Source organism: Paenibacillus soyae, assembly GCF_024623455.1.
GTDB classification, from domain to species: domain Bacteria; phylum Bacillota; class Bacilli; order Paenibacillales; family Paenibacillaceae; genus Pristimantibacillus; species Pristimantibacillus soyae.
In genome coordinates, this window is sequence record NZ_JANIPJ010000005.1 from 1 (window position 1) to 23,101 (window position 23,101).

Genomic DNA, 23,101 nt, shown 5'->3' on the forward strand with positions numbered 1-23,101 from the left:
GTCCTTAGTACGAGAGGACCGGGATGGACGTACCGCTGGTGTACCAGTTGTTCCGCCAGGAGCACCGCTGGGTAGCCAAGTACGGACGGGATAAGCGCTGAAAGCATCTAAGCGTGAAGCCCCCCTCAAGATGAGATTTCCCAATTAGTAAGACCCCTTGAAGACGACGAGGTTGATAGGTTCGGGGTGGAAGCACGGCAACGTGTGGAGCTGACGAATACTAATCGGTCGAGGGCTTATCCTAAAAGCTAAAGAATTCAGCTAAATACTTTCGTATCCAGTTTTCAGGGCGCAATTAAGATGCCTGAGTGGACAAGCTCCACGAAGACGGTGAAATTGCACATGACATTTGGCGATGTCATTTCCTGACCTTGCAAGCGACCCCGAGCGCTGCAAGCGACAATTTCGGGGACATGTGGCGGTGTAGCTCAGCTGGCTAGAGCGTACGGTTCATACCCGTGAGGTCGGGGGTTCGATCCCCTTCGCCGCTACCATATGGAGGATTAGCTCAGCTGGGAGAGCATCTGCCTTACAAGCAGAGGGTCGGCGGTTCGATCCCGTCATCCTCCACCATCAATATCCTGGAGCTGTGGTGTAGAGGCCTAACATGCCTGCCTGTCACGCAGGAGACCGCGGGTTCGAATCCCGTCAGCTCCGCCATTTTTTATAAGGTAAGGCTCGGTAGCTCAGTTGGTAGAGCAGAGGACTGAAAATCCTCGTGTCGGCGGTTCGATTCCGTCCCGAGCCACCACTTTTTTTCTGTCTTAGACAGAGAAGGCATGTGGAGGATTAGCGAAGTGGCCAAACGCGGGAGACTGTAAATCTCTTCCTTCGGGTTCGGTGGTTCGAATCCATCATCCTCCACCATTTCCTTTGAGCCATTAGCTCAGTTGGTAGAGCACCTGACTTTTAATCAGGGTGTCGTAGGTTCGAGTCCTACATGGCTCACCAGTTTTTATAACTACGGTGAATGCAAGAGAGGCGTAATCGCCTCTTTTTTTGTTTTTAAAAAAAAAGCTTCAGAGAAGTGTGATACTTCTTTGAAGCTTTTTCTATTTTTACGGGGCAGCAGATCGTAATTGAAGTTCGTCAATCAACTCTTGAACGGATGCCTGCAAACGCTCGGTCACTTCATCGTTTAACTCGAATTTGGTCTCGTTCGAACTCTCCTGTATCCGATTGATTTGGTTATCCGTGGCATAGACGCCCCTAATGAAATGTCTAGCTCCCATTGAGGCGAGAACGGGCTTCAATGCATATTCGATAGACAGCAAATGAGCTAACGTTCCTCCGATGAACAAAGGCAGCACCAGCTTATTCTCCATCCCCTTCTGAGGGAGGAGGTCCAAATACGTTTTGAGGACGCCGGTGAATGATGCTTTATATACAGGGCTTGCTATGATGACCGCAGATGCTTCATCTACTAGACGATTGGCATCCACAATTGCCGGGCTGCCGAATCGCGCTTGAATTAGGTCGTCAGCCGGTAGTGTAACGACCGTAATGGTCTTGGTCGGGTATCCGCGATTTTCAAGCTCGTGTCGAACATAATCAATCATCCCATTCAGTCTGGACGTAGCGTTCGGACTACCCGATATGATAACGATTGGCTTGGTCATAGCTATTCGCTCCTTTGGTGAATATCATTAGTTCGGATTGTGGGCAAAATTTACAGGACAAGCGTATCATGTAGAGCTCACAGGGTCAAACGTTAGCGTGAAAGCTGAATTCGTCTCCAATGTTATGTTACAATGACGGAAAAGAGCGAATACTATTCAGTTCATGGAGAGTGGAGTAGGATGAGCACATTAGAATGGTTAAGGCCGCTGCAGCACATTTTGAACAGCCCGATACAGCTATTGACCATAAATGTGTCGGAGTGGAAAGCGAAGATTGGAGTAGCCGAGAGCGTACCCCCGGGTCATACCGCCAATGTTGTAATTGAAGCCGGCGGATGGGCTTCTCATCAGGACAAGCTATGGATGATTGCAGACTATGATGGAAGCGAAAAGGTGACTATTCTCGAATTGGATGGCGGCCAATTGTCGCAGAAGGAGAGGGAGCTGATCAGCTGGACGCTGCAGCTTGCGAATGCCAGCAAAGGAAAGCTGCCCGCACCGGAGAGCCAATTGTCGGAGTCCGAAAAACATGCGCATAAGATCGGAGAATGGCTTCAGAAGCAGCTGGAAGCGGATGAGCCGAATTTCTCGCTGCCCGATCATCTGACGGTCGGGAGCCGCCTTTATCATGAAATGATTCCGTTCCTGCTTATTACCGAACACGCCAACACAAGACAAGATGTATACCCGGAGCTGGAGAAGCTTCTGCGTTCCTTCCTATCCGACGAGATCTTGCTTATTCCGCTCAAGAGTCAAGAATGGCTGATATGGGGACCGTTGTCACTCCTGAAGGACGAGGACGCGGATTTGCTTGGGGATCAGAACGAAGAAGAGACGATGGAGGACAGTTTAACGTCTATCGCTTTCGGCCTCCACGAGATGCTGGCAAGCGAATGGCTTGGAGAGTGCCATCTGGCTGTTACGCATCCGATATCGCCGGCCAAAGGAATGGTGGAAGCTGCCATTCTATTGAGAGAGACGATCAGTCTGGGGAGGAAATTCCATGTCGGGACGAACATTCATCTCCCCTGGATGCTCCAGCTGGAGAGGCTGCTCAACGCGATCCCGGAATCGAACCGCTCGAAATATTTGGAGCATTCGCTCAAACGGGCCGATTTGTTTGTTGAGTCGGAGATGCTGGCGACGCTCGAGACGTTTTTTGCCTTGGACTGCAACGTAAGCGAGACGGCGAAGAAGCTCTATATACATAGGAACACGCTGCTGTACCGGTTGGATAAGCTGAAGCAGGAGACTGGTCTTGACGTCAGACAATTTCGAGACGCGGTATTGGTGAAGATTATATTACTATTGTACAAAGTTACGAAAAGGAATTAGTTTTTTTGTAAAGTATGTGCATAGTCATGAAGCGTCCTGTGAGATAAGATAAATGCATATCGAAATTCTTTTTTTTAGGGGGAAACTAATCATGGCAGGCGTACGCTTAGAAGGCATTTACAAAAGATATCCGGGTTCCGACAAAGCTTCTGTAACCGATGTCAATCTCGACATTAAGGACAAAGAGTTCCTCGTTCTCGTAGGACCGTCCGGTTGCGGTAAATCCACGACTCTTCGTATGATCGCAGGTCTTGAAGAAATCTCGGAAGGTAAATTGTTCATCGGCGACCGTCTTGTGAACGACGTTGCTCCTAAAGATCGCGACATCGCGATGGTATTCCAATCCTACGCCCTGTACCCGCACATGAACGTGTACCAGAACATGGCGTTCGGTCTGAAACTTCGTAAATTCAAAAAAGCAGACATCGACAAACGCGTTCGTGAAGCTGCTAAAATTCTTGATATCGAGCATTTGCTGGATCGTAAACCAAAAGCACTTTCCGGTGGTCAACGTCAGCGCGTTGCCTTGGGCCGCGCGATCGTTCGCGAACCGCAAGTATTCTTGATGGACGAACCGCTCTCCAACTTGGACGCTAAACTTCGCGGTCAAATGCGCGCAGAGATCTCCAAGCTGACTAAGCGTCTCGAAACAACTACGATCTACGTAACGCATGACCAAATCGAGGCCATGACGATGGGCGACCGTATCGTTGTTATGAAGGACGGTTTCATTCAACAAACGGCTTCTCCTGAAGAGCTTTACAACCATCCGGTTAACATCTTCGTTGCAGGTTTCATCGGAGCTCCTTCCATGAACTTTGTAACAGGTACGCTTACAGAGCAAGGCGGCGCAGTTCGCTTCAAAGCTCCAGGCGTAGACGTTTCCGTACCGGAAGGTAAAGCAGCTACACTTCGTTCCAAAGGCTACATCGGCAAAGAGGTTATCTTGGGCATTCGTCCTGAGGACATCCACGAAGAGCCGGTATTCCTGGAAGCATCCCCTGGTACGATCGTTAACGCGAACGTAGAGGTTGCGGAGAACCTTGGTCACGAAATGTACCTCTACCTGAACGGTATCGGCACTGATACTGTAATCGCGCGCGTTGACGGCCGTTCTGGCGTACGCGACGGCGCAAGCGTGAAGCTGGCTCTTGACATGAACAAGACTCACCTGTTCGACAAAGAGACTGAGCTGAACATTTTCGAGAACTAATAATATCCCCCTTCATTAATAAGGAGTCTTCGGTTCATTCCGGAGGCTCTTTTTTATTTGTTTCGAAGAAAAGTAAAACCGTTTGAGCAGTTGCGCAGTCTAATCCATAGTAAGGAAGTGCCGCAAGTGCAGGGAGGGAAGACATGAGCCATGAAGAGGGAGAACAGGCAAGGAAATCGATATTCGATGACCAAGAAACGTTAATCAACCGCATTCATCAAGAGAGAGAGAAGATGTATGGCATTGCGTTTGCCTATTTGCGCAATGAGCAGGATGCGCTGGAGGCTATACAGGAAACGGTATGCCGCGTCTGGATGAAGAGACGGGGACTGCGCGATGAGCGTTATTTTGCTACATGGATGATTCGGATCCTCATTAACGTGTGCATGGACGAACGAAAAAAGCGAAAAAGAGAGCAGCCGTCAGAAAACATCCTCACGGGAATCGCAGCGGTTCAACAAGAACCGAGTGACCGGGTCGGCATGGCGGAGCAAGTAGCGAAGCTTAAACCGAAGTACCGGATGATCATCGTGCTGAAATATTATCGCGATTTAACGATAACCGAGATTGGGGAGCTGCTTGATAAGCCGGACGGCACGATCCGGACTTGGCTTCATAAGGCGTTAAAGGAGATGCGAATGGCGATGAATGAGGGAGAGGAGGAAATCAAGGATGGACGATTCACGAAAAAGGGCTGGGGCAGAAGCAGGGGATAAGAAAATAAATAACGAGGAAATGGAGTTAGTTAAAGATTCGGAGCTTCGTAAGGTAGTGAATGATCTTCGCGAGGATAGCGTTAAGGTGCGGGAAAGATCGGATCCGCTAAATCCGGATTTGGAACAAAAACTCGAGCATCACATCATGAAAGGGCTGCAGGATGGAAGGCGTCGCGGCATTCGTTATCGCAGGAGCCGAGTCAGCTTTCAACTCGGAGCGGCGGCCGTTTGCATGCTGCTGTTGCTTACGGCATTCGTGCGGATCTCTCCCGCATTCGCCGCTTTCGTGAAGGAAATTCCAGGATTCAGCGGATTTGTCGAGCTGATCTCCTACGATCGTTCACTTATGTCCGCGCTCGACAACGAATATATGCAAATTGTGAACAAGTCGGATGAACGGAATGGATATAAGCTGACGGTGAATGGGGTTATTGCGGACCACCAGCGGATCGTGCTGCTCTATACGGTGGAAGGGCCAGGTATTAGACGGCAGGATCTCGGTGCAATGAAGCATGAATTCAAGGACGAGAATGGAAATGATCTTCAAGCGGGAATTATGAGCTTCTATGCTCCCGGGGAGGGTGAGACAGAAGGGATGGTACAGGATTATTTCGACATCCTCATGTCTTCTGAAGATCAGATTCCGCAAAAACTTCATTTCAAACTGCAAGCAGGAGGTGAGTGGCTGGAGGTTATCGTTCCAATTGACCATCGAATGTTTGAAGGATTACGTGAGGAAATCGAACTGAATCAAACGATTGAAGTGGCTGGGCAGAAGGTTACAGTAAAAAAAGCGGTAATAACGCCGCTCCAGGTGCTAATTGATTTCGAAAGTGATCAAGGAAACACGAAGCGGCTCAATGATTTTATTAAGCTGGAGCTAGTGGATGATCGAGGCATAAGCTATAAGACAGATACAGGCTTTGGCGATTTAGATAATAGTATTACAAGGAGATTCCACAGCTCGTACTTCCAGAAGCCGAAAACACTGACTTTGAAAGCCGAAGGCATACTGATGTCCGACCGTGATATGAGCGTCGTCATCGATACGGAGGAGGAAACGTTGATTTCGCGTCCAGACGATAGATTGCGGCTTATCGACATGACGAAACGGACAGATGCGATTGACTTTGCTTTTGAACTCGACCAAAGCGATGATCCCGATGACGTCATGAGGGGTCTTATGTTGTTCCACTATGATGGAGTCATACGCGACGCAAAAGGGAAAGAGTATCCGATCGAGTATGGGGATTCGGCAAGAAAGAACTTTAGCTCGTTCCATGGAGGCTACGAGAAGCAAGGAACCTATCATTACCACATTCCGAATGCCGAATACGCGCAGCCGGTCACGATCGATATCGATCAGTATTTAGGATACGAGCTCCAAGACATCAGCGTTAAGATTAAATAAACGAAAGGCGCCGCGCGGCGGGAAACGTTGCGTTCGGCGCCTTTTTGCTTTACGATGAAGACATTGGAAAAAACAGATCTTACATAAGCTTGAAGATAGAGCGGAAGCCGCATTATGAAGGAGGTCCATACATTGCCGAAGAAAGTGAAAGTATCGGAGCTAGTCAGACAATTTCAACTGGAGATCGTAGCCGGCGAGGATGGACTGAAGCGAAGCGTCACGGTTGACGATTTGTACCGGCCGGGTCTTGAGATGGCCGGTTATTTCCATTACCATCCGGCAGAACGGGTGCAGCTGCTGGGCAGGACCGAAATTTCCTTCCTCAATATGCTGGACAGCGAGGAAAGGAAGGACCGCATGGTGCGTCTCTGCAACGAAGAGACGCCTTGCATTATTTTGACAAGGGGATTGGAAGCGCCTAAGGAGCTTATCGAGCAATCGAAAGCAACGAATATTCCCGTTCTGAGAAGCAACGTGGCGACGACGATTCTGTCCAGCCGCATCACGGACTTCCTGGAGCATAAGCTGGCTCCGACGGCCACGATACACGGGGTTCTCGTCGACGTGTACGGCGTAGGGATGCTGATCACCGGAGGAAGCGGCATCGGTAAAAGCGAGACGGCATTGGAGCTCGTCAAGCGCAGCCATCGTCTTGTCGCGGATGACGCGGTCGAAATTCGCCAAACCTCCGACGGACAGCTTCACGGAACGGCTCCGGAGCTGATTCGTCATTTGCTCGAAATTCGCGGACTAGGCATCATTAACGTGATGACGCTGTTCGGCGCGGGAGCGGTGCGGACGCAGAAGCGGATCGGACTGGTCATTAAGCTGGAGAACTGGCAGCAGGACAAGCAATATGACCGACTAGGGCTTGATGAAGAGACAACGCGGATTATCGATACCGACATTCCGCTGGTCACTATCCCCGTCCGTCCCGGACGGAACTTGGCCGTCATTATCGAGGTTGCGGCGATGAATTTCCGGTTGAAGCGTATGGGCTATAACGCGGCGCTGCAATTCACGAACAAGCTGACGGAGACGATCGCGGACGACATGGACGATTACGATTGATCGGGGTCCTCAGCAACTTTCACGAACGAGCTTCGGAAACTATGGAGAAGGAGTAGATTTTGACGAATGCTTACGTTAGCCGTTAACCCAGTCGTATTCGAGATCGGCGGATTGTCGATCCGATGGTACGGCATTATTCTTGGCTTGGCCGCGCTGGCAGGCTTGCTGCTAGCGGTACAGGAAGGCAAGAGATTCGGAATCAAGCCGGATTTCTTCATGGACCTGCTCCTGTTCGGAGCGCCATCGGCAATTATTGCCGCGCGCATCTATTATGTTGCGTTTATGTGGGAAGATTACAAAGACAATCCGATGGATATATTCAAAATTTGGGAGGGCGGCATCGCCATCTACGGCGCGATTATCGGCGCCTTCATCTGCGGTATTATTTATGCGAGGTACAAGGGCTACAACTTCATCCGGATCGCCGATATATGCGTGCCCTCGATTCTGATCGGGCAGATGATCGGCCGCTGGGGCAACTTCATGAACCAAGAAGCCTACGGCGCTCCGGTAAGCGAAGACTTCCTGCGGAATACGCTGCACATCCCTTCGTTTATCGTGGACCATATGTTCATAATGGATCAGGCTGTACCGGAAGGCGCCTTCCGCCATCCCGCGTTTCTCTATGAATCGCTGTGGAGCCTGGTGGGGCTGGGCATTCTGTTCATTCTGCGCCGCCAGAAGTTCCTTCGCGCGGGCGAGCTGATGGCCTCTTATTTCATCTGGTATTCGATCGGACGTTTCTTTATCGAAGCGCTTCGTATCGACAGCCTGGCGTTCATGGGACCAAGCTGGTTGGCCTCGTTTATTAACGGCCTGTGGTCGCCGATGGATACCGTGTTCGATGCGGGGTATTTGGACCCGGCGTACGGCAACATCCGGATTTCGCAGATGCTGGCCTTGCTGCTCATCTTGGCGGCGATCGTGTTTATTATAGTAAGAAGAGTGAACGGAAGCGCGAAGGTGTATTATTCCGATCCAATCCATACGACGAAGCCGGAGCGCAACGGTATGGGCAACGAGTCTGTTGAAGCGAAGAAGGAAGAAGCGGACTCCGAATCGGAAGCGACAAAAGCTTAGCAGTAGTTCGAACGGGGAGCTAGTTTGAGGAGGCAAATGCAATATGAAGCAAGTAAGGACGATGCTGTTCGATCTGGACGGCACGATACTGGACACGAACGAATTGATCATCCGCTCCTTTCTGGAGGCGCTGAAGGATTGCGCGCCAGAGGGGTTCTGCCGGGACAACATTATCCCGAGCATGGGACAGCCGCTGGAGCAGCAGCTCAGACTCTTCTCCGGGCTCGATGATGTTACCCATCTTGTAGCGGCATATCGGGAAGTGAATTTGCGCCTGCACGATGAGCTGGTGACGGCATTCGCCTATGTGAATGAAGTGCTCGAGAAGCTGCATGCGCAAGGCGTGCAAATCGGCGTCGTGACGACGAAGATGAGGCTGACGACCGAAAAAGGCCTGAAGTTCGTCGGCATCTTCGATTATGTGGACGCGATCGTCACGATCGACGATGTCGTGCATGCGAAGCCGCATCCGGAGCCGGTCCAGAAGGCGCTTGCTCTGCTCGGAGCCGATCCGGCGTCTACTATAATGGTAGGTGACAGCACCGTCGACATGCAGTCGGCCGTGGCTGCGGGCGTAACAGCCGTTGGGGTGGCATGGTCTTTGAAGGGAGCGCAAGTACTTCGCGATGCGGGAGCGGATTACGTCATCGACGATATGCGCGAGCTGTACGCGTTCGCGGAGGCGGGAGCTGGGACCGTGTGAGGAACGTAGAACGGCATCGGGTCGAGGGCCCGAACGCCCTATGGCAGGTGTACTCTACGGTTAGCCGGATAAAGGCCATCCGCAATTTTATTGCGATCCAGATAGCCAGATACTCCCCGAGCTTACCGCTGAAAAACTGGATTTACCGCCGCATCCTCGGCATGAAGGTAGGAGAACAGACGGCCTTCGCGTTGATGGTGATGGTAGATGTGTTTTTCCCGGAGCGGATTACGGTCGGCCGCAATTCCATTATCGGCTACAATACGACGATATTGACACATGAATATTTGATCGAGGAGTATCGGCTCGGCGACGTGCGGATCGGCGATAATGTGATGGTCGGAGCGAACAGCACGATTCTGCCGGGCGTAACGATCGGCAGCGGCGCCGTTGTTGCGGCAGGAACGCTGGTTCATAAGGACGTGCCGGCTGGCGCTTTTGTAGGCGGCAATCCGATGAGAGCGATCGAACGGCGGAGCGGGTCATAAGCTTGTGGTGCAGAGGATATTTTTCCTGGCGGAGAACGGGACAGGCGCTGATGCGCCGACCGTGAAGCCGGGGAGGATATCCTCATTTTTTGCCAGCGTGCATTGGGTGCAATTGGCTTGACGCGCGGGAGAAATTCATGCTACGATAACGACTAACATCTTTATTTTGGTAGTATGGTAACATGGTAGTACTTTAATATACTAAAGTATTTAAAGGGGAACGGTTATGTCTAAACCAAAAATGTTCGAGAAACCGATCGGCGTCAAAGATTATTTGCCGGATGCGGTACGCAAGCTGCGCCAGATCGAACGGGACGTGCTCGCCTGCATGCGGAGATGGGGCTATGAGCAGATTATGACGCCTACGCTTGAGTTCTACGATACGGTGGGAATGGCCAGCTCCACTTCCGATCAGAAGCTGTACAAATTGCTGAATAACCGGGGGACGACGCTTGTTCTGCGATCCGATATGACGGCTCCGATCGCGCGAGTCGTTTCTTCGCTGCTGAAGGAATCGGATTTCCCTCTTAGATTGTCCCATCACTCCAACATCTTCCGTTCGATCGAGGAAGAAGCGGGACGCGACGCGGAGTTTTTCCAGACGGGCGTGGAGCTTGTCGGCGATTCGTCGGCGGAGGCGGATGCCGAGGTTGTTGCGCTTGCGGTCGCGTCTCTGAAAGCGGCTGGCGTAGAGCGGTTCAAAATCGCGATCGGCCATGTCGGCTTCCTGAACGGGCTTCTCGGTGAAGCGCTGCCCGGACGCGTGGAGGAGCAGGAGCTCCTGAAGACATGCCTGCTCGGGCGGGATTACGTCGGCTACAGGGAAGAGCTTCGCAAGCTGTCGCTGGAAGAACCGGTTCGCCGCGAGCTGGAAGGCATTCTGCGGCTTCGCGGTGGCGGCGAGATCTGCGATCAGGCGCTGCAGGTGAGCTCCGACGAAACGGCTAGAGCATCGATCGGCCATCTCTGTCAAATATGGGACGCGCTGAAGGCTTACGGAGTCAGCGAGCATGTGCTGATCGACCTGACGATGATCGGCGATTTCTCCTATTATACAGGCATGACGTTCGAAGGGTATGCGGCGGACCTTGGTTTCCCTGTCGCGAGCGGCGGACGTTATGACAACCTGCTGGCACAATTCGGCCGTCCGGCGGCGGCTACGGGCTTCGCTTTGAAAACGACGAGAATACTCGAGCTTCTTGGCGCGGAAACGGAAGAGCGTGAGGAGCGGACGCTCATTATATATGACTCTGAGGGGCGCGATGAGGCGTTGTCCCAAGCATCCATGATGCGGAGCGTGGGCCTCATGGTTGTGACGGAGCGCGTCAGCGAACTCGGGGAATTGGCAAAGGTGGCTGGCGGCGAGGGAGCTCGCGGTGCTTTTACTTATAAAGGCATTCGCTATACGTCGTTGCTTCATTACGTGAACGGATCGGGGAAAGGGGGCGGCTTGCGATGAGCGGCTCGGCAAAAGAAGTACTGAAGGTAGCGATGCCGAAAGGCAGAATTTACAAGAAAGCGCTGGAGCTGTTCCGCGAGGCGGGCATTCCGATTCCGGGCGATTTCGACGATACGCGCAAGCTCATTATCGAGCAGCCGGATGCGAACATGGAATTTATTATGGCGAAGCCGGTGGACGTGCCGACTTACGTGGAGTATGGAGTGGCGGATATCGGCATCGTGGGCAAGGACGTGCTCATGGAAGAGGATCGGGACGTTTACGAGCTTCTAGATCTAGGCATCGCCAAGTGCAGAATGTCGGTGATCGGCCTGCCGGACTGGAAGCCGACGATTCATCCGCGAGTCGCGACCAAATATCCGAACGTGGCTTCCGCATACTTCCGCGAGCGCGGGCAGCAGGTCGAAGTCATCAAGCTGAATGGCTCCATCGAGCTGGCGCCGCTTATCGGCCTTGCCGACCGGATCGTCGATATGGTGGAAACGGGGCAGACGCTCAGGGAGAACGGGCTGGTGGAGTTCGAGTCCATCTTCGGCATTACGAGCCGGCTGATCGCGAATCGCGTCAGCTACCGGATGAAGAACGAAAGCATTCAAAGCTTATGCGACCGTCTGCAGGAGACGATTGCGGCAAAGGTGTAAGGCATAACCGAGGCAAGAGGCTTAGCTCATGCGGCGGGAATGAGCCTGCAACTGGAGCGCTGCGGGAAGGCGAATGGCTGAGCGACAATAGAAAGGGGCGCAGAATGATGCGTATCATGCGTGCGGAGCAGTTTGGATTGAAGCGCGAGGTGGAGTACGGAACACCGGAGCAGAATGAAGCGGCCATGCGGATCGTCGGAGACGTGAAGGCCGAAGGCGATGCGGCCTTGCTGCGATATACGGAGCAGCTGGACCGGGTGAAGCTGGACGCGTCGCAGCTTCGCGTGACGCGGGAGGAGATTGAAGCGGCGTACGATCAGGTAGACGCCGCGTTCTTGACGGCCATCCGCGAAGCGGCCGTCAATATTAGGAAATTCCATGAGAAGCAATTGCGGAACTCATGGATGGATCTGCAGCCGGACGGGACGATGCTGGGGCAAATCATGCGCCCGCTGAAGCGGGTGGGCGTCTATGTGCCGGGTGGTAAAGCGGCGTATCCTTCGTCCGTGCTGATGAACGTCATTCCGGCGCAGGTGGCCGGCGTGCCGGAGATTGTCATGGTGACGCCGCCCGCGACCGGCGGCAAAGAGGGCATCGACCCGTACATTCTTGTTGCCGCCGCGGAAGCGGGCGTCAAGGAGCTGTACCGGGTCGGCGGGGCTCAAGCCATCGCGGCGCTCGCGTATGGCACGGATACGATTGCTCCGGTCGACAAGATTTGCGGACCGGGCAATATTTATGTGGCGCTGGCGAAGCGCGCCGTGTTCGGCGCCGTCGATATCGACAGCATCGCCGGACCGAGCGAGATCGTCGTGCTCGCCGACGAGACGGCGGACGCGTCGTATATCGCGGCCGATCTGCTGTCGCAGGCGGAGCATGACGAGATGGCGTCGGCCGTGCTCGTGACGCCGTCCGCGGAGCTTGCGGAGGCGGTAGCCGCCGAGGTTAAGCGTCAGCTGGCGGAGCTTCCGCGGCAAGAGATCGCGCGCAGCTCCATCGACAACTATGGCGCGGTGCTGATGGTCGATACGCTTGCGGACGGCATTGATGTCGTGAACCAGCTCGCGCCGGAGCATCTTGAGATTTTGACTGCGGATCCGATGAAGCTGCTCGGCTTTATCGAGAACGCGGGCGCAATTTTCCTGGGGCCGTATAGCTCGGAGCCGGTGGGCGATTATTTTGCGGGACCGAATCACATCATTCCGACGAACGGAACTGCTCGGTTCTCGTCGCCGGTCAATGTGGACGATTTCTTGAAGAAGTCGAGCTTGATCTACTACAGCAAGGAAGCGCTGATGAAGAATGGGGAGAGCATCATGACGCTTGCGCGGCATGAAGGGCTTGAGGGTCACGCCCGCGCGATCCAGATCCGTTTGGAGAAAGAGCGGGAGTAGGTCGGCAAGCAGCTCGATAGACGTGGGCTTGTTTTGCGGGGAAGATAAGGATTTCAGAGGCGCTTAAATGAGCGCGGTCGGTGGATTTGGAGTAAATAAGGTCCTCAGAAGCGCTTAATAGAGCTCGAATGACGGGGCATGAGTAAATAAGCTGAAGAAAGCAGGGATCACGATGGCAGAACAAACGGTTCGCGAGGCTTCGGTCACGCGGAAAACAAACGAAACGGATATTACTTTGAAGTTTGCGGTAGACGGAACGGGCGAGGTTAAGCTCGAGACGGACGTGCCGTTCCTGAACCATATGCTCGACCTGTTCGCGAAGCATGGGCAATTCGATTTGACCGTAGACGCGAAGGGCGACATCGATATCGACGATCACCACACGGTCGAGGATATCGGCATCTGCCTCGGGCAGACGCTTCGCGAGGCGCTCGGCGACAAACGCGGTATTAAGCGGTATGCGAGCGTGTTCGTCCCGATGGACGAGGCACTCGCTCAAGTCATCGTCGACGTAAGCAACCGTCCGCATTTCGAATACCGGGCGCAATATCCGTCCTCCCAAGTAGGCAGCTTCACGACGGAGCTTGTCCACGAGTTTCTGTGGAAGCTTGCGCTCGAAGCCCGCATTACGCTGCACGTTATCGTTCACTACGGACAAAATACGCATCATATGATCGAAGCCGTGTTCAAGGCGCTGGGACGCGCTTTGGACGAAGCGACGACCATCGATCCGCGCGTGCAAGGAGTGCCTTCCACGAAGGGAGTGCTGTAGCATGATCGCCATTATCGACTATGGCATGGGGAATCTTCATAGCGTAAGCAAAGCGGTGGAGCGTCTCGGCTACGAGGCGGTCGTTACGGCGGATCCGCAGACGATTCTCGAGGCGGACGGCGCTATCCTGCCGGGGGTTGGGGCGTTCGGCGACGCGATGCAGAACCTGAGCAATACGGGCCTTGACGAAGTGGCGAAGTTCTTCGCCGCCTCCGGCAAGCCGATTCTTGGCATCTGCCTAGGCATGCAGCTGTTGTTCAGTGAAAGCACGGAATATGGCCAGCATGAAGGCTTGAACCTGCTTCCGGGCAAGGTCATCCGCTTCAGCGGCGATTTCAAGATCCCGCACATGGGCTGGAACAAGCTTTCGTTCCTGCAGGCGGACTCTCCCCTGTTCGCGGGTCTCGACGAAGGGCATGTTTATTTCGTCCATTCGTTCCATGCGAAAGTGGAGCTGGAGTCGGACCTGCTAGCCGTTACGGATTACCATGGTCCCGTTACCGCCATCGTCGGCCGGGGGAACGTGTTCGGCATGCAGTTCCACCCGGAGAAGAGCGGCGAGCTCGGAATGGCGCTGCTTGGCAACTTCCTGGCACTGACGCGCAGCGAGAAGACGCAAGGCGCCGCGACCGCGTAGGACGAGGAGAGGAGAAAACAACATGCTGGCGAAACGAATTATTCCATGCCTCGACGTGAAGGACGGCCGCGTCGTCAAAGGCGTTAACTTCGTGAATTTGCGGGATGCGGGCGATCCCGTCGAGCTTGCGGCGACGTACGACCGCGAGGGCGCGGACGAGCTGGTATTTCTGGATATATCGGCTTCGGTGGAAGGCCGCGCGACCATGATCGAAGTGGTGAAGCGCACCGCCGGAGAGATTACGATTCCGTTCACGGTAGGAGGCGGCATCTCCCACGTGGACGACATGAAGCGTCTGCTTCGCGCGGGAGCCGACAAGATTGGCATCAACACGGCCGCGATCCGGAATAAATCGCTTGTATCCGACGGCGCGCGCCGTTTCGGATCGCAATGCATCGTGGTGGCCATCGACGCCAAGTTCAATCCCGAATGGGGCGAGTGGGAGGTCTACACTCACGGCGGCCGCCAATCGACGGGGATCCGCGCTCTGGAGTGGGCGAAGGAAGCCGAGAAGCTCGGCGCGGGGGAGCTGCTGCTCACGAGCATGGACGCCGACGGCACGAAGGACGGCTTCGATATTAAGCTGACGGCCGCGGTGTCGAACAGCGTAGGCATTCCGGTCATCGCATCGGGCGGAGCGGGACGCGTGGAGCACTTCCACGAGGTGTTCCAGCAGGCGAATGCGGATGCGGGGCTGGCGGCGACTATATTCCACTATAAAGAAATGACGATTCAAGAAGTGAAGGACGATCTGCGCAGGAAGGGAGTCGAAGTCCGATAATGAATAGCACGGAGATTCAAAGCCAAATTAAATGGGACGCAAACGGCCTCGTGCCGGCCGTCGTGCAGGACGCCCAAAGCAAAGAAGTGCTCATGCTGGCGTATATGAACGCGGAATCGCTGCAGAAATCGATCGAGTCGGGTTCGACCTGGTTCTGGAGCCGCTCGAGAGGCGAGCTGTGGAACAAAGGAGCGACGAGCGGGCATACGCAGCGCATCGAATCGATGGCATATGACTGTGACGGCGACACGCTGCTAGTTCGCGTGGTACAGCAAGGTCCGGCTTGCCACACAGGCAGCTATAGCTGCTTCTTTAACGGCATCGAGGTGCAGGGCGAAGACCGTTCGAAGGAAGCCGGCGCCGACCGTTTCGGCATTCTGGGACGACTCGAGTCCGTCATCGCGGAACGGTATGCGGAGCGCCCATCCGGCGCTTATACGACCTATCTGTTCGAGAAGGGCGTCGACAAAATTCTGAAGAAGGTCGGAGAAGAATCCGCTGAAGTGATCATCGCCGCCAAAAATCAGGATAACGACGAGCTGCGGAGCGAAGCTTCCGATTTGCTGTTCCACTTAATGGTGCTTCTGCGTGAGCGCGGCCTGCCGCTGGACGAGATTATGGCAGAACTTGAGAGCAGACACGGCAAACCAACGACGAACAAGATGAGATAATGTGTCGAAGTCATGACTTTGTCGAAAAATAGCCCCAATACCTTTTTGAATTATCGGTAAATCCATGTATAATAGGACGGGTAAGGCTTTTCTCATGCTATAAATTATTTGGTTGAAACGCTCAGGAGGGTATCATGTTAAGCGACAAGGTGCGTATTTTTTCGGGTTCGTCCAACCCCGTGTTGGCTCAGAAGATCAGCAACGAGCTAGGACTCAACCTAGGATCGATCAAATTGTCCCGTTTCAAGAGCGGCGAAATTTATGTCCACTACGAAGAAACGATCCGCAACTGCGACGTCTTTCTCGTGCAGTCGTTCTCGCATCCGATTAACGAGCATTTTGTCGAATTGCTCGTTATGATCGACGCGGCGAAGCGCGCTTCCGCTAGAACGGTCAACATCATCATGCCGTACTACGGCTACGCGCGTCAGGAACGCAAAGCGGCTCCAAGGGAACCGATCTCGGCGAAAATGCTGGCGGATGTGCTGACTACGGTAGGGGCTACCCGCGTCATCACGATTGATCTTCATGCTCCGGCGATTCAGGGCTTCTTCAATATTCCGGTGGACCACATGACGGCGCTGGACCTGATCAGCGACTACCTCAAGTCCAAAAATATTAAAAACCCGGTTGTCGTATCCCCTGACGCGGGACGCGCTTCCACGGCGGAGAAGCTGGCCAACTACCTGGATACGTCGTTTGCGATCATGATTAAGAAACGCTCCGCGCATAACGAATCCTCCATCACCCACGTGATCGGGGACGTCGAAGGGCAGACGCCGATCATCATCGAGGATCTGATCGACACCGGCGGCACGATCGTGAACGTAGTGGAGAGCCTGAAAGAAAGAGGCGCGGAGGACGTCTACGTCTGCGCTACGCACCCGTTATTCTCCGGCAACGCAATCGAGCGTCTAGACCATACGCATATAAAAGAAGTCATCGTTACGGATTCCATTATGCTGCCTGAAAACACGCCGGACCGGTTCAAAATTCTGTCCGTCGCCCCGCTGCTCGCGGAAGCGACCCGGATTATCCTGGACGGCGGCTCCATCAGTACCCTGTTCAAAAACAAAGGCGTATAAAGCGGCACCGTCCGCTTGTCCGCCCATACGGAAGACCATGATAGGAAATCGCGGGCGGCCCTGTGCTGTCCGCGATTTCTCGTTCGCCGGCGGTTGAACGCGCTATATTTACTGACTTGCCACATTTTCTTAGTGTGTGGCGCCGTCGGTGCTATGATATAATCGAAAAAACAAACGTGCGAACCGTAGCTGGTTTAATGCTTACGAAGTAAGTTTCGCATCCGCGAAACTTTTGAGGAGGTGCCTTGCAAATGAAAGGGAAGAAACGTGTGGCGGTCAATGAAGGAACCAAGATTATACCGATTCAGTGGGACGCTACGTTTTTCTTCGAGCGCGCGGTCCGCTCCTTGGACCGGTACCATTATGACAAGGCACTGAAATATTTTCGGAGGGCCGTCGAATACGAACCGGATAACCCCGTGAACCACTGCAACATGGCGGGCATTCTGTCCGAAATGGGCAACTACGGGGATTCCAACGAGATTCTGCAGTGGATCTTGGACGAACTCGATCCGACGATGACGGAATGCCATTTCTATATGGCCAACAATTACGCGAACATGGAGCTGTTCGAGGCGGCGGAGCGTTCCCTTATCCAGTATTTGCAGGAGGACGCGGATGGACAATACCTGGACGAAGCGGAAGAGATGATGGAGCTGCTCGGGTACGAGCTGGAACGTCCGATGCCGCTCAAAAATATTAAGTCGCGCCAGGGCATGGTGGAGCATGATCAGGCGCGGGCTTTGCTCGAGGAAGGGAAGTTTACGGAGGCCGTGCGCATGCTGGAGGAAATCGCCGAGCAGCAGCCGGATTTCCTGGCCGCGCGCAATAATCTGGCTCTCGCTTACTATTACATGGGTCTTTTCGACAAGGCGATGGCCAGCATCCAGGGGGTCCTCGAAGAGGAACCGGGCAATCTGCATGCTCTCTGCAACCTGGCGATCTTCTACCAGCACGAGGGCGACCAAGAGAGTCTGGCGGAACTGGTGAAGCTGCTTGCCAAGACGGTGCCGTTCCATCAAGAGCACGTGTTCAAGCTGGCGACGACAATGGGCATACTAGGCGAACATGGCGTTGCTTACCGTCACTTCATCCGGCTCATCAAAGACGGCGATGTGCAACAGGATCCCTGCCTGCACCATTACGCGGCGGTCGCCGCCTTCAACACGGGCAGGTGGCAGGAAGCCGAGCGGTTGTGGAGGAGCGCCATGAAGCTGGATCCGGCATCGGGCGTGCCGCGTTATTATATGGAGCAGCTCGAGCTTACCCGCGAAGGCGAACCGGCGGCGCCGGTCAGTTATCATTATCATCTCCCGTTCGAAGAGCAATTCAAGCTTTGGGAGAAGTCCGAGGACGGCATGCCGGACCATCTGAAGAAGGATCCGCTCGTTCGCTCGTCGTTCTTCTGGGCGCTGCGGCACGGGGATCAGCACACGAAGCTTCAAGTGATCCAGGCGTTCGGCATGATCGCGGACAATGAAGTGAAGGACGTGCTGCGCGCGTTCCTCCTGGAGCCGGACGAAGACGACTATTTGAAAAAAATCGCGGTATTCGTTCTGCGTACGATCGGCGTGCAGGAACCGCTTCAGGTCATCCTGGAGGGGAAAGCGACGGTCATCGAGCCGAATCGAGTCCCGTCCAGGCTGCCGGAATGGGACGACAAGTGGGAAGCGGTGGCGCAGGCCGCCATCAGCCGCATGAGCAAGCATTATGATCTCGTGCAGCAGCATGATATGATGACGCTATGGGTAGAGTTCCTCACGCGGGTGTATCCCCGCGTTCCGAAGCTGGCGAAGCCGGATGGCTGGGCAGCGGCTCTCGAATATTTGACGGCCAAGATGCATCGCCGCGCGATATCGTACCATGAGGTAGCCGTGCGTTACGGAACGTCTATCGCTACGGTCAGCAAGCATGTGAAGCTGATAGACGAGGTATGCGGAATCAAGGAGAAGATGAGAACGATCAGCTCCGTCTTTTTCTCGAAGCAATCAGAGAACGATTAATTTGGTTAATGAGGTGAGCATATGTACAAATCGATCATTATCGGCACGGGACCCGCGGGTCTGACAGCCGCAATCTATCTGGCCCGCGCCAACATGAATCCGCTAATCATCGAGGGACCGGAGCCGGGCGGCCAGTTGACGACGACGACGGAGGTCGAGAATTTCCCGGGCTTCCCTGACGGTATTATGGGCCCCGAGCTTATGGATAACATGCGCAAGCAGGCCGAGAGGTTCGGCGCGAAGTTTCTGACGGGCTGGGTGAACTCCGTTGATCTGTCCCAGCGTCCGTTCAAGCTGCAAGTCGAAGGCCAGGGAGAGATCGTGGGCGAAAGCCTGATCATCTCGACGGGCGCGTCGGCTAAGTACCTCGGCATTCCCGGCGAGAAGGACAACGTCGGCAAAGGCGTCAGCACTTGCGCGACCTGCGACGGCTTCTTCTTCCGCGGGAAGAAGATCGTAGTCGTCGGGGGAGGCGACTCCGCCATGGAGGAAGCAAACTTCCTGACCCGGTTCGCGACGAACGTGGAGCTGGTCAATCGGCGCAACGAGTTGCGAGCGTCGAAGATTATGCAGGAGCGGGCCAGAGAGAACGAGAAGATCAGCTGGTCGCTCAACCGGACGCCGGTCGAAGTCGTGGCTACCGGCATGGGCGTCACCGGCCTCAAGGTGCGCGACAACGATTCGGGCGAAGAAGAAGTGATCGAGACGGACGGCATCTTCATCGCGATCGGACATACGCCGAACACGAAGTTCCTCGGCGGGCAGATCGACACGGATGAGCATGGTTACATAAAAGTGAAGCCGGGCTCTACCGAAACGAACGTGCCAGGCGTGTTCGCCTGCGGCGACGTGCAGGACAGCAAGTACCGCCAAGCGATTACGGCGGCAGGCAGCGGCTGCATGGCCGCGCTCGATTGCGAGCGTTTCCTGGAGGGCAGCAGCACCCACGACTGGAGTAAGTCCGGGTCCAAGGCGTAAGCGTAACGGCCGGAAGAGACAGACGCTACGGGGACAGCGATTCGCTGCTCCCCTTTGTCCATTCTGAGCGCCGGAATTTCCAGCAGCGGCAAGGGCCGAGAGCGACTCGGCGGCGCTTGACCGAACAACAATCAACGCTTATAGTGGGTACAGGAACTCTAACTTTGTGGATGAGGTGGCTTTGTCATGTCTGAGAAGATTTATATTGGAGTCGATGTAGGCGGAACGACGATCAAGGTGGGCCTCTGCGACCCGGAAGGTCAGCTGCTGCACACTTATGAAGGACCGACGGGAGTAGGGCTCGGTACGGATGTCATCCTGAAGAACATCGCGGATTATTCGCGGAGGATCGTCGAAGAGTCGCCTTACGCTTGGGATCAGGTCGAGGGCGTTGGCGTAGGCATCGCGGGCTTCCTGGACATACCAAAAGGATATATTAAATTTTCCGCTAATTTATATATAGAGAATACGGATCTGAAAGGCTACCTCGAGAAGGAGCTTCAGAAGACGGTGAAGGTGAACAACGACGCGAACGTGGCCGCCCTCGGCGAAGCATGGGCCGGAGCGGGCAAAGGCATCGATAATTGCGTATGCTATACGCTAGGCACTGGCGTTGGCGGCGGCATTATCATCGGCGGCCGGATCGTCGAAGGCTTCGCCAGCATGGCGGGCGAGCTCGGACATATCAATATCGTGCCCGACCTGGAAGCGATCCAATGTGGCTGCGGCAAGATGGGCTGCCTCGAGACGGTATCGTCCGCGACGGGTATCATTCGCATGGCGAAGGACGCGGTTGCCCGCGGCGACCGCACGTCGCTGTCGGAAGTCGAGGACATCATGGCGAAGGATGTCGTCGACGCGGCGAAAGCAGGCGATGAAGTGGCCGCCCGAATCGTAAGTCGCGCGGCTTATTACCTGGGCCGTTCGATGGCGACGGTAGCCATTTTGCTCAATCCGCAATACTTTATTATCGGCGGAGGCGTGTCGAAAGCGGGAGACTTCCTGTTCGACCAAATCCGCGAAGTATTCGAGAAATACACGCTTGATCCGGCGAAGGAAGGCGTGAAGATCGTGCCGGCTACGCTTGGCAACAATGCAGGCGTCGTGGGAGCGGCAGGACTTATTCTAAGAGGATAGCAGGTGAACACTCATGGAGACGACAGCAACATTGGCGAAGCTTGTGATTATTACCGGCATGTCGGGCGCGGGCAAAACAATTGCTGTCCAAAGCCTTGAGGACTTAGGGTTCTTCTGCGTCGATAATCTGCCTCCGGTTCTTATTCCGAAGTTCGCGGAGCTGATCGAGCAGTCGAACGGCAAAATCGGGAAGGTCGCTCTCGTCATCGATTTGCGCGGGCGCGAATTTTTTACGGCCTTATCGGAATCTCTTGCATATATTAAAGAACATCATACCATTAGCTGCGAAATTTTATTCCTCGACGCGACCGACGAGGTGCTGGTGCAGCGTTACAAGGAGAGCCGCCGCCGTCATCCGCTGGCGCCTCAGGGACTGCCTCTCGAGGGCATCCATAACGAGCGCCGCCTGCTGGAGGACTTAAAGGGATCGGCTTCCCAAGTCATCGACACGAGCAACCTGAAGCCGCTGCAGCTCAAAGAACGGATTATATCGCATTTCACGCATTTGGAGCACAGCAGCATGTCCGTCAACGTGACGTCGTTCGGTTTCAAATACGGCATCCCGATCGACGCCGACTTGATCTACGACGTGCGGTTCCTGCCGAACCCGCATTACGTCGAGCATCTGCGTCCGAATACGGGACAGAATCCCGATGTGTACGAATACGTCATGAAGTGGCCGGAGACCCAAGCCTTCTTAACTAAGCTCCTTGATATGCTGCAGTTCCTTATTCCGCTGTACCGCAAGGAAGGGAAAAGCCAGGTTGTCATCGGAATCGGCTGTACGGGCGGGAAACACCGCTCCGTCGCCATAGCGGAATATTTGGGCCGAATGCTCGGCAGCAGCGATACGGAGCGTGTGCGCGTCAGCCACCGCGATTCCGAGCGCGATAAGCACTGACGCGGGGTGAAAGCATGCAGACCATACAGAAAGTAGCCAGGCGTCCCAAGATCGTCGTCATCGGCGGAGGAACGGGATTGTCCGTTATGCTTCGCGGATTGAAGGAGAAGCCGCTCGACATAACCGCCATCGTCACGGTGGCGGATGACGGCGGCAGCTCCGGCATTCTCCGGAGCGAGCTGCAGATTCCTCCTCCGGGCGACATCCGGAACGTCCTGACCGCGCTTGCGGACGCGGAGCCTCTCCTGACGGAGGTGCTCAAGTACCGCTTCCCGACCGGCACCGGACTTGCGGGCCATAGTCTCGGCAATTTGATGCTGGCCGCGATGACCGATATTTCGGGAGACTTCGTGACGGGGATCCGCAGGCTCAGCCAAGTTCTTGCGGTAAGAGGGCGGGTTCTTCCGGCATCCGACCGCGCGATTGTTCTGAAGGCGGAGATGGCCGACGGCTCGATCGTGACGGGAGAATCGATGATTCCGAAGGCCGGTCAAAAAATCAAACGCGTGTTCCTGGAGCCTTCCGACGTCGAGCCGCTTCCGGAAGCGGTGGAGGCCATCGAGAAGGCGGATGCGATTCTGATCGGGCCCGGCAGCCTCTACACCAGCATCATGCCGAATCTGATCGTGCCGAAGCTGGCCAACGCGATTCTGGAGTCGGAAGCCGTCAAATTGTTTGTGTGCAACGTGATGACGCAGCCCGGGGAGACGGACAATTATTCGGTCAGCGATCATCTCGACGCGGTTCACGCTCACATTGGCCATCATTTATTCGATTATGTCATCGTGAACGACGGCGAAATACCGCCGCAGGTGGAGACGCAATATGCCGAGATGGGGGCGAAGGCCGTTCATCTGGACATTGACGAGGTCGAGCGGAGAGGCTATAAGGTTATCGCCGACAGGCTCGTATTATTCCAAAGATTTCTAAGGCATGACGCGGAACGGCTCAGCCATCATATTTATAAGCTAGTGGAGAATTGGATGCTCAGAAAGAGGTGAATGAA

22 protein-coding genes, 6 tRNA genes and 1 rRNA gene are annotated in these 23,101 nt (G+C 54.7%); 28 read left to right on the top strand and 1 reads right to left on the bottom strand.

All coding sequences use genetic code 11. The features are described from left to right. The 7 genes from NQZ67_RS08500 to NQZ67_RS08530 form a co-directional block, all read left to right on the top strand. Positions 1-244: ribosomal RNA gene (locus NQZ67_RS08500) — 23S ribosomal RNA — on the top strand; the annotation flags it as partial. 173 nt (positions 245-417) lie between these two features. After that, positions 418-494 (top strand) — tRNA-Met (locus NQZ67_RS08505). A 3-nt stretch (positions 495-497) separates the two neighbouring features. Further along, positions 498-573 (top strand) — tRNA-Val (locus tag NQZ67_RS08510). Between the two features lie 10 nt (positions 574-583). After that, a tRNA-Asp gene (locus tag NQZ67_RS08515) sits at positions 584-660 on the top strand. Between the two features lie 15 nt (positions 661-675). After that, positions 676-751, top strand: a tRNA-Phe gene (locus tag NQZ67_RS08520). A gap of 32 nt (positions 752-783) precedes the next feature. Beyond that, positions 784-867: transfer RNA gene (locus NQZ67_RS08525), tRNA-Tyr, on the top strand. Between the two features lie 8 nt (positions 868-875). Beyond that, a tRNA-Lys gene (locus NQZ67_RS08530) sits at positions 876-951 on the top strand. A gap of 107 nt (positions 952-1,058) precedes the next feature. Here the strand turns inward: NQZ67_RS08530 and ssuE are convergent. Then, positions 1,059-1,619 (bottom strand): NADPH-dependent FMN reductase, encoded by a 561-nt coding sequence (gene ssuE, locus NQZ67_RS08535; RefSeq protein ID WP_257444600.1) that lies wholly within the window; start codon positions 1,617-1,619, stop codon positions 1,059-1,061. A gap of 180 nt (positions 1,620-1,799) precedes the next feature. Between ssuE and NQZ67_RS08540 the strand changes: the two genes are divergently transcribed. From NQZ67_RS08540 to mgfK, 21 genes are all read left to right on the top strand, one after another. Beyond that, positions 1,800-2,954, top strand: coding sequence for a PucR family transcriptional regulator (locus tag NQZ67_RS08540; protein WP_257444602.1), 1,155 nt, complete (start codon positions 1,800-1,802; stop codon positions 2,952-2,954). A 91-nt stretch (positions 2,955-3,045) separates the two neighbouring features. Further along, positions 3,046-4,167, top strand: a complete 1,122-nt coding sequence (locus NQZ67_RS08545) for an ABC transporter ATP-binding protein (RefSeq protein ID WP_257444604.1) — start codon at positions 3,046-3,048, stop codon at positions 4,165-4,167. 143 nt (positions 4,168-4,310) lie between these two features. Beyond that, complete coding sequence (locus NQZ67_RS08550; protein WP_257444606.1) at positions 4,311-4,883, top strand: sigma-70 family RNA polymerase sigma factor; 573 nt, start codon at positions 4,311-4,313, stop codon at positions 4,881-4,883. Beyond that, the gene (locus NQZ67_RS08555; protein ID WP_257444608.1) at positions 4,840-6,294 is read left to right on the top strand and encodes a DUF4179 domain-containing protein; all 1,455 of its coding nucleotides are present in this window, start codon (positions 4,840-4,842) and stop codon (positions 6,292-6,294) included. The genes NQZ67_RS08550 and NQZ67_RS08555 overlap by 44 nt, the downstream gene beginning before the upstream one ends. 132 nt (positions 6,295-6,426) lie before the next feature. Next, positions 6,427-7,365 carry an HPr(Ser) kinase/phosphatase gene (gene hprK / locus NQZ67_RS08560; RefSeq protein WP_257444610.1) on the top strand — a complete coding sequence of 313 codons (939 nt, stop codon included), beginning with the start codon at positions 6,427-6,429 and terminating at the stop codon, positions 7,363-7,365. A 66-nt stretch (positions 7,366-7,431) separates the two neighbouring features. Continuing rightward, entirely contained in the window at positions 7,432-8,445 is a 1,014-nt protein-coding gene (gene lgt, locus NQZ67_RS08565) for a prolipoprotein diacylglyceryl transferase (protein ID WP_257444612.1), read from the top strand. 43 nt (positions 8,446-8,488) lie between these two features. After that, the gene (gene ppaX / locus NQZ67_RS08570; RefSeq protein ID WP_257444614.1) at positions 8,489-9,148 is read left to right on the top strand and encodes a pyrophosphatase PpaX; all 660 of its coding nucleotides are present in this window, start codon (positions 8,489-8,491) and stop codon (positions 9,146-9,148) included. Then, the gene (locus NQZ67_RS08575; RefSeq protein ID WP_257444616.1) at positions 9,145-9,636 is read left to right on the top strand and encodes an acyltransferase; all 492 of its coding nucleotides are present in this window, start codon (positions 9,145-9,147) and stop codon (positions 9,634-9,636) included. The genes ppaX and NQZ67_RS08575 overlap by 4 nt, the downstream gene beginning before the upstream one ends. A gap of 226 nt (positions 9,637-9,862) precedes the next feature. Beyond that, complete coding sequence (locus NQZ67_RS08580; RefSeq protein WP_257444618.1) at positions 9,863-11,095, top strand: ATP phosphoribosyltransferase regulatory subunit; 1,233 nt, start codon at positions 9,863-9,865, stop codon at positions 11,093-11,095. Beyond that, positions 11,092-11,736: an ATP phosphoribosyltransferase gene (gene hisG, locus NQZ67_RS08585; RefSeq protein ID WP_257444620.1), complete on the top strand. Its 645-nt coding sequence runs from the start codon at positions 11,092-11,094 to the stop codon at positions 11,734-11,736. Before NQZ67_RS08580 ends, hisG begins: the two co-directional genes overlap by 4 nt. 107 nt (positions 11,737-11,843) lie before the next feature. Beyond that, positions 11,844-13,130 carry a histidinol dehydrogenase gene (gene hisD / locus NQZ67_RS08590; protein WP_257445074.1) on the top strand — a complete coding sequence of 429 codons (1,287 nt, stop codon included), beginning with the start codon at positions 11,844-11,846 and terminating at the stop codon, positions 13,128-13,130. 172 nt (positions 13,131-13,302) lie between these two features. Next, positions 13,303-13,902: an imidazoleglycerol-phosphate dehydratase HisB gene (gene hisB, locus NQZ67_RS08595; protein ID WP_257444630.1), complete on the top strand. Its 600-nt coding sequence runs from the start codon at positions 13,303-13,305 to the stop codon at positions 13,900-13,902. A 1-nt stretch (position 13,903) separates the two neighbouring features. Continuing rightward, complete coding sequence (hisH, locus tag NQZ67_RS08600) at positions 13,904-14,539, top strand: imidazole glycerol phosphate synthase subunit HisH (protein ID WP_257444632.1); 636 nt, start codon at positions 13,904-13,906, stop codon at positions 14,537-14,539. A gap of 22 nt (positions 14,540-14,561) precedes the next feature. Then, positions 14,562-15,320, top strand: a complete 759-nt coding sequence (gene hisF / locus NQZ67_RS08605; protein ID WP_257444634.1) for an imidazole glycerol phosphate synthase subunit HisF — start codon at positions 14,562-14,564, stop codon at positions 15,318-15,320. Continuing rightward, positions 15,320-15,991 (top strand): bifunctional phosphoribosyl-AMP cyclohydrolase/phosphoribosyl-ATP diphosphatase HisIE, encoded by a 672-nt coding sequence (gene hisIE, locus NQZ67_RS08610; RefSeq protein WP_257444635.1) that lies wholly within the window; start codon positions 15,320-15,322, stop codon positions 15,989-15,991. The genes hisF and hisIE overlap by 1 nt, the downstream gene beginning before the upstream one ends. 134 nt (positions 15,992-16,125) lie before the next feature. Next, a complete protein-coding gene (locus NQZ67_RS08615; protein ID WP_257444637.1) occupies positions 16,126-17,076 on the top strand; it encodes a ribose-phosphate diphosphokinase in 951 nt (316 codons plus the stop codon). Positions 17,077-17,327: 251 nt separating this feature from the next. Then, positions 17,328-19,079, top strand: coding sequence for a tetratricopeptide repeat protein (locus tag NQZ67_RS08620; RefSeq protein ID WP_257444640.1), 1,752 nt, complete (start codon positions 17,328-17,330; stop codon positions 19,077-19,079). Positions 19,080-19,100: 21 nt separating this feature from the next. Then, a complete protein-coding gene (trxB, locus tag NQZ67_RS08625) occupies positions 19,101-20,057 on the top strand; it encodes a thioredoxin-disulfide reductase (protein ID WP_257444642.1) in 957 nt (318 codons plus the stop codon). 186 nt (positions 20,058-20,243) lie between these two features. Then, positions 20,244-21,194 carry an ROK family glucokinase gene (locus tag NQZ67_RS08630; protein ID WP_257444644.1) on the top strand — a complete coding sequence of 317 codons (951 nt, stop codon included), beginning with the start codon at positions 20,244-20,246 and terminating at the stop codon, positions 21,192-21,194. A 13-nt stretch (positions 21,195-21,207) separates the two neighbouring features. Further along, positions 21,208-22,095, top strand: coding sequence for an RNase adapter RapZ (gene rapZ / locus NQZ67_RS08635; RefSeq protein WP_257444647.1), 888 nt, complete (start codon positions 21,208-21,210; stop codon positions 22,093-22,095). Between the two features lie 14 nt (positions 22,096-22,109). After that, positions 22,110-23,096, top strand: a complete 987-nt coding sequence (gene mgfK, locus NQZ67_RS08640; protein WP_257444649.1) for a gluconeogenesis morphogenetic factor MgfK — start codon at positions 22,110-22,112, stop codon at positions 23,094-23,096. Positions 23,097-23,101 lie beyond the last annotated feature (5 nt).